The organism is Curtobacterium sp. B18 (genome assembly GCF_000333375.1).
GTDB lineage: Bacteria > Actinomycetota > Actinomycetes > Actinomycetales > Microbacteriaceae > Curtobacterium.
In genome coordinates this window covers 1-5,541 of sequence record NZ_BACZ01000288.1, presented here as the reverse complement: position 1 = coordinate 5,541, position 5,541 = coordinate 1, and the positions used below count along the sequence as shown (strand labels likewise).

Here is a 5,541-nt window from a genome sequence, read left to right as displayed (position 1 = left end):
GCATCCCCGCCCACTACCTCCGCCAGATCTGGTGGCAGCAGTACGTCCTCGGGGCGGACCGCACCCTGTTCGTCTGGGAACGGCACGACGGCTTCGTCCCGGTCGCCGACGAACCCGAGTGCCGGTGGGTCGACCGCGACGACGACCAGATCCGCGGACTGATCCAGCTCGCCGACCTCGTGCTCGACCGGCTGCGCGACTTCCGGAGCTAGACCTTCACGAGCCGCAGGCGACTCATCCCGATGACGAGCACGCCGAGCAGGACGATCGACACCCCCACGCCGACGCAGTACAGCGCGACGACGCCGTAGCCGAGGTCGGGGTTCAGGAACGGGTACGGGACCCAGCCGTCCGTCGCCCCGCGCACCAGTACGACGACCGTCCACACCGCCGGGTAGAGCAGGAACCACCACACGTGCCGGAGCAGCAGCTTCGAGCGATCCGAGAACAGCAGCCAGTCGAGCACCGCGTACGCCGGCATGACCTTGTGCAGGATGTCGTTCGACCACTGCACGTTCGCCGAGACGTCGACGCCGGTCAGCAGGGTGTTGTAGACGATGCCGGTCGTGGCGATGTACACCGTCGAGGCACCGCGGAACACACTGACCCGCAGGTCACCCCGCTTGTGTCGAGCAGCGGCGACGAGCGTCACAGCGAACGCCGCCGCGATGAGGATGTTCGACTGGATCGTGAAGTACCCGAAGAAGTTCCACGGGTTGTAGCTCGGGAGCTTCGAGCTGACGAGCCACTGCCCGACGATGGCTGCCACCACGGCGATGACCGCGATCAGCCGGAGCGAGTTCACGAGGGTGCGCACGGTGCCACGCTACCGGCAGACCACGCCGGGGACGCGACAGGACCCGCACCGAAACCGGTGCGGGTCCTGTCGGGACTGATCAGTGGATCAGATGCTGTTGACGTCGAGCGGGATGCCCGGGCCGAAGGTCGTCGAGACGGCGCCCTTCGTGATGTAGCGGCCCTTCGAGGCGCTCGGCTTGAGGCGGTTGATCTCCTCGAGCGCGGTCGAGATGTTCTCGTCGAGCTGCTCCGGCGTGAACGAGGCCTTGCCGACGACGAAGTGCACGTTGGCGTGCTTGTCGACGCGGAACTCGATCTTGCCGCCCTTGATGTCGTTGACGGCCTGCGCCACGTTCGGGGTCACGGTGCCGGTCTTCGGGTTCGGCATGAGGCCACGCGGGCCGAGCACCTTGCCGAGACGACCAACCTTGCCCATGAGCTCCGGCGTCGCGACGGCGGAGTCGAAGGCGGTGTAGCCCTCGGCGACCTTCGCGATGAGCTCGTCGCCACCGACCTCGTCGGCACCGGCGGCGATGGCGGCCTCAGCCGCAGCGCCCACGGCGAAGACGATGACACGGGCGGTCTTGCCCGTGCCGTGCGGCAGGATGACCGTGCCACGGACCATCTGGTCCGCCTTGCGCGGGTCGACGCCGAGCTTGAGGGCGACCTCGACGGTGGAGTCGGTCTTGGTGGAACCGGTCTCCTTCGCCAGGGCGACGGCCTCGGCGGGGGTGTAGAACTTGTCGGCCTCGATCTTCGCGGCCGCGGCCTGGTAGGCCTTGGACTTCTTCGCCATGGTGTTCTCCTTGGGAGCTACGTGGTTGACGAGCCGGCGCGGCTCTCCCACGGAAGGGTGTTTGGGTGTGTGCCTGAGCAGGTGGGGCTTACGCCTCGACCGTGATGCCCATCGAGCGTGCGGTGCCGGCGATGATCTTCGCGGCCTGCTCGATGTCGTTGGCGTTCAGGTCGGCCTGCTTGGTCTCGGCGATCTGACGGACCTGGTCCATCGAGATCTTCGCGACCTTGACCGTGTGCGGGGTCGCGGAACCCTTCTGCACACCCGCGGCCTTCTTGATCAGCTCTGCCGCCGGCGGGGTCTTGAGGACGAACGTGAACGAACGGTCCTCGTAGACGGTGATCTCGACCGGCACGACGTTGCCACGCTGCGACTCGGTCGCCGCGTTGTACGCCTTGCAGAACTCCATGATGTTGACGCCGTGCTGACCGAGCGCCGGACCGATCGGCGGGGCCGGGTTGGCGGCGCCCGCGTTGATCTGCAGCTTGATCAGGCCCGTGACCTTCTTCTTCGGTGCCATGACTTGTCTTCCTCCTGGAATCGAACGCACGGGGATCCGTGCACTCTCCCGCTGGCCCGGCCGTTCCGGACCGCGGTGAAGCCCCGCACGCACGAAGCGTGCGGGGCCAAACTCGATAAGTGTAGCTGGTGTTGGTGCGCGCTAGAGCTTCGTCACCTGGTCGAAGCTGAGCTCGACCGGGGTCTCGCGCTCGAACAGCGAGACGAGGACCGTGAGCTTGCCACTCTCCGGCTTGATCTCGGAGATCGACCCGGGCAGACCCGCGAACGAGCCTTCCTTGATGGTGATCGTCTCGCCGATCTCGAAGTCGACCTCGGCCGCCGGCTGGGACTGCGCGCCGCCGGAGCCCTTCGCGCCGCCCTTGGTCGGGGCTGCCTCGGCCACCTGGACCAGGGACTTCAGCATGCCGAAGGCCTCGTCGAAGCGGAGCGGCGTCGGGTTGTGCGCGTTGCCGACGAAGCCGGTGACACCGGGGGTGTGCCGGACGACGGACCACGAGTCCTCGTTGAGGTCCATGCGGACGAGCACGTACGAGGGGATCCGGACGCGGGTGACCAGCTTGCGCTGCCCGTTCTTGATCTCGACGACGTCCTCCATCGGGACCTCGACCTGGTAGATGTAGTCCTCCATCGACATCGACACCATGCGGTTCTCGATGTTCGACTTCACGCGGCGCTCGAAGCCCGCGTAGGAGTGGATGACGTACCACTTGCCCGGCTTCATCCGCAGCTCGGCCTTGAAGGCCTCGTACGGGTCGACCTCGGCCGCTTCTTCGTCGTCGTCGGCGTCGAGGGCCTCGTCGGCGGCGAGGGTGGCGTTGGCCTCGGCTGCCGTCTCCGACTCCAGCTCGACTTCTTCCTCGTCCTCGACGGCTTCGACGGCGGCCTCGGCCTCGTCGGCGGTGTCGATCTCGAGCGCGTCGTCCACCACGGCGTCGGCCTCGGGGTCGCGGGACTCGGCGAGGGCCGTGAGCGCCTCGTCGATGCCGGCGTCGACGGTGCCGTCGTCGGGCTCGTCGCTCAGGCCGAGGGACTCGTCGTCCTCGTCCTCGATCTCGATGGCTCGCTCTTCGGCGGACTCGGCCGAACGCTCCTCGCCGGTCTCGACGTCGCCTTCCTGGTTCTCCTCGACCTCGGAGGACTGCTCGGCAGCCGTGGCGAGGTCGATGTCGTCGCGGGAGTTGTCAGACACTGTCGAATCTTTCCGTTCGGTGATGCGGATCGGGTTGGCGGGCGGATCGGTTCACGACCGGCGCCGTCTCGGGCGACCGTACTCCTGTCCGTGGGCGGACAGGACAGCCGGCGTCCGGGTCAGGCCGTCGGCCCGTTGCCGAACACGTACCCGACGCCGAGTCCGAACACGAAGTCGAGGACCGACACCAGGATCATCATCACGACGACGAAGACCAGGACGACGCCCGTGTAGCTGAAGAGCTCCTTGCGGGTCGGCGTGACCACCTTGCGGAGCTCGCCGAGGACCTGACGGATGAAGAGCACGATGGCAGCGAACGGACCGCGGCGCTCGGCCCGGTCCTGCTTCGCCTTGGCGACGACGTCATCCGCCGTCGTCTCCATGTCTTTGCTCGCCAACTTCTACCCTTCCAGATGTGCAGGGCGGACAGGACTCGAACCTGCAACCTGCGGTTTTGGAGACCGCTGCTCTACCAATTGAGCCACCGCCCTTCGGACACGGTTCGTCACCGATCCGTGTTCCGGTGGTCGAGTGTACGGGAGTCCGTCACACGGTGTCCACTTGACGGATGCTCCGGCGTGCCGCGCCGATAGGCTGGGACCCGTGAGCACCGAAGCCCCCGGCCCCGAGTCCACCGCCAACCCCGCTGCCGCGTCCACCGATCGGCCGCGCATCGCGTCCCGCATCGCCGCGATCGCCGAGTCCGCGACGCTCAAGGTCGATGCCAAGGCCAAGGCGCTGAAGGCCGCCGGCCGACCGGTCATCTCGTTCGCCGCCGGCGAGCCGGACTTCGCGACGCCCCAGCACGTCGTCGACGCCGCGGTCGAGGCCGCCCAGGACCCGAAGAACCACCGGTACACACCCGCGACCGGCCTGCCGGAACTCAAGCAGGCCATCGCCGAGAAGACCGCACGCGAGTCCGGCATCACGGTCGACCCGTCGCGGGTGATCGTCACGAACGGCGGCAAGCAGGCCGTCTACCAGGCGTTCCAGACGATCGTCGACGCCGGCGACGAGGTCCTGCTCCCCGCCCCGTACTGGACCACCTACCCCGAGGCGATCCGCCTGGCCGGTGGCGAACCGGTCGAGGTCTTCGCCGGCAGCGACCAGGGCTACCTCGTCACGGTCGAGCAGCTCGAGGCCGCGCGCACCCCGAAGACGAAGGCGCTGCTGTTCTGCTCGCCGTCGAACCCGACCGGCGCCGTGTACTCCGCCGAGCAGACGAAGGCCATCGGCGAGTGGGCCCTCGAGCACGGCATCTGGGTCATCAGCGACGAGATCTACCAGGACCTCGTGTACGACGGCGTCCGGTTCACCGGCATCCTCGAGGCGGTCCCCGCCCTCGCCGACACGACGATCCTCCTCAACGGCGTCGCCAAGACGTACGCGATGACCGGGTGGCGTGTCGGGTGGTTCATCGGCCCGGCCGACGCGGTGAAGGCGGCCTTGAACCTGCAGTCGCACCTGTCGAGCAACGTGTCCAACGTGTCGCAGCGCGCCGCGATCGCCGCGCTGAACGGCCCGCAGGAGCCCGTCACGGCCATGCGCGAGGCCTTCGACCGCCGTCGTCAGGCGATCGTCGCGGGTCTGAACGCGATCCCGGGCTTCGTCACGCCGACCCCGCAGGGCGCCTTCTACGTCTACCCCGACGTCACGGCGCTCCCCGGCCGCGAGTGGGCCGGATCGACACCGACCACGACCCTCGAGCTCGCCGACCTCATCCTCGAGCACGCCGAGGTCGCGGTCGTCCCGGGTGAGGCCTTCGGCCCGTCGGGCTACCTCCGCCTGTCGTACGCGCTCGGTGACGACGACATCGCCGAGGGCGTGGCCCGCCTGGCGAAGTTCTTCGCGTAGTCCCCCGGACGCCGCGACGGCCCACCTCGTCGAGGTGGGCCGTCGTCACGTCCGGGGCCAGGAGGCGCGGCTCGGCTCAGGCGAGCAGGTCACCCACCACGACGGGTTCCGGCACGAGCGCCACCCCGAAGCGGTTCAGGACGGTCACCTGGACGTAGCGGGCGAGCTCCGCCACCTGGGCGGCGGTCGCTCCGCCCCGGTTCGTCAACGCGAGCGTGTGCTTCGACGAGATCGCCGCGCGGGACCCGGGCACGGCGTACCCCCGGTGCACGCCCGCGTGCTCGATGAGCCAGGCGGCACTGAGCTTGACGTCGTCGCCCGCCGGCCAGCGCGGTGCCTCGGCCGGCAGCGTCTCGGCGAAGGCGGCGGAGACGATCGGGTT

The 5,541-nt window shown here is 68.6% G+C and carries 6 protein-coding genes, 1 tRNA gene and 2 pseudogenes; 2 read left to right on the top strand and 7 right to left on the bottom strand.

The features are described from left to right. Positions 1-212, top strand: a pseudogene (locus I5E_RS07655) (YqaJ viral recombinase family protein); the annotation flags it as partial. On the opposite strand, the gene I5E_RS07650 reads toward I5E_RS07655, so the two are convergent. From I5E_RS07650 to I5E_RS07625, 6 genes are all read right to left on the bottom strand, one after another. Next, complete coding sequence (locus I5E_RS07650; RefSeq protein WP_042723687.1) at positions 209-817, bottom strand: Pr6Pr family membrane protein; 609 nt, start codon at positions 815-817, stop codon at positions 209-211. The pseudogene I5E_RS07655 and the gene I5E_RS07650 overlap by 4 nt on opposite strands. An 87-nt stretch (positions 818-904) precedes the next feature. Then, positions 905-1,594 carry a 50S ribosomal protein L1 gene (gene rplA / locus I5E_RS07645; protein ID WP_022906460.1) on the bottom strand — a complete coding sequence of 230 codons (690 nt, stop codon included), beginning with the start codon at positions 1,592-1,594 and terminating at the stop codon, positions 905-907. An 88-nt stretch (positions 1,595-1,682) separates the two neighbouring features. Continuing rightward, a complete protein-coding gene (rplK, locus tag I5E_RS07640; RefSeq protein WP_022906459.1) occupies positions 1,683-2,114 on the bottom strand; it encodes a 50S ribosomal protein L11 in 432 nt (143 codons plus the stop codon). 141 nt (positions 2,115-2,255) lie between these two features. Further along, positions 2,256-3,305: a transcription termination/antitermination protein NusG gene (gene nusG, locus I5E_RS07635; RefSeq protein WP_022906458.1), complete on the bottom strand. Its 1,050-nt coding sequence runs from the start codon at positions 3,303-3,305 to the stop codon at positions 2,256-2,258. A gap of 119 nt (positions 3,306-3,424) precedes the next feature. After that, positions 3,425-3,688 (bottom strand): preprotein translocase subunit SecE, encoded by a 264-nt coding sequence (gene secE / locus I5E_RS07630; protein ID WP_370871658.1) that lies wholly within the window; start codon positions 3,686-3,688, stop codon positions 3,425-3,427. Between the two features lie 35 nt (positions 3,689-3,723). Further along, positions 3,724-3,796, bottom strand: a tRNA-Trp gene (locus I5E_RS07625). Positions 3,797-3,977: 181 nt separating this feature from the next. Here I5E_RS07625 and I5E_RS07620 point away from each other — a divergent pair. After that, entirely contained in the window at positions 3,978-5,159 is a 1,182-nt protein-coding gene (locus tag I5E_RS07620) for a pyridoxal phosphate-dependent aminotransferase (RefSeq protein ID WP_031261822.1), read from the top strand. Between the two features lie 76 nt (positions 5,160-5,235). Here I5E_RS07620 and I5E_RS07615 read toward each other — a convergent pair. Continuing rightward, positions 5,236-5,541, bottom strand: a pseudogene (locus I5E_RS07615) (UDP-N-acetylmuramate dehydrogenase); the annotation flags it as partial.

Coding starts and splice junctions, on each gene's coding strand:
- rplA (WP_022906460.1), bottom strand. CDS start 1,594: ATGGCGAAGAAGTCCAAGGCCTACCAGGCCGCGGCCGCGAAGATCGAG.
- secE (WP_370871658.1), bottom strand. CDS start 3,688: ATGGAGACGACGGCGGATGACGTCGTCGCCAAGGCGAAGCAGGACCGG.
- rplK (WP_022906459.1), bottom strand. CDS start 2,114: ATGGCACCGAAGAAGAAGGTCACGGGCCTGATCAAGCTGCAGATCAAC.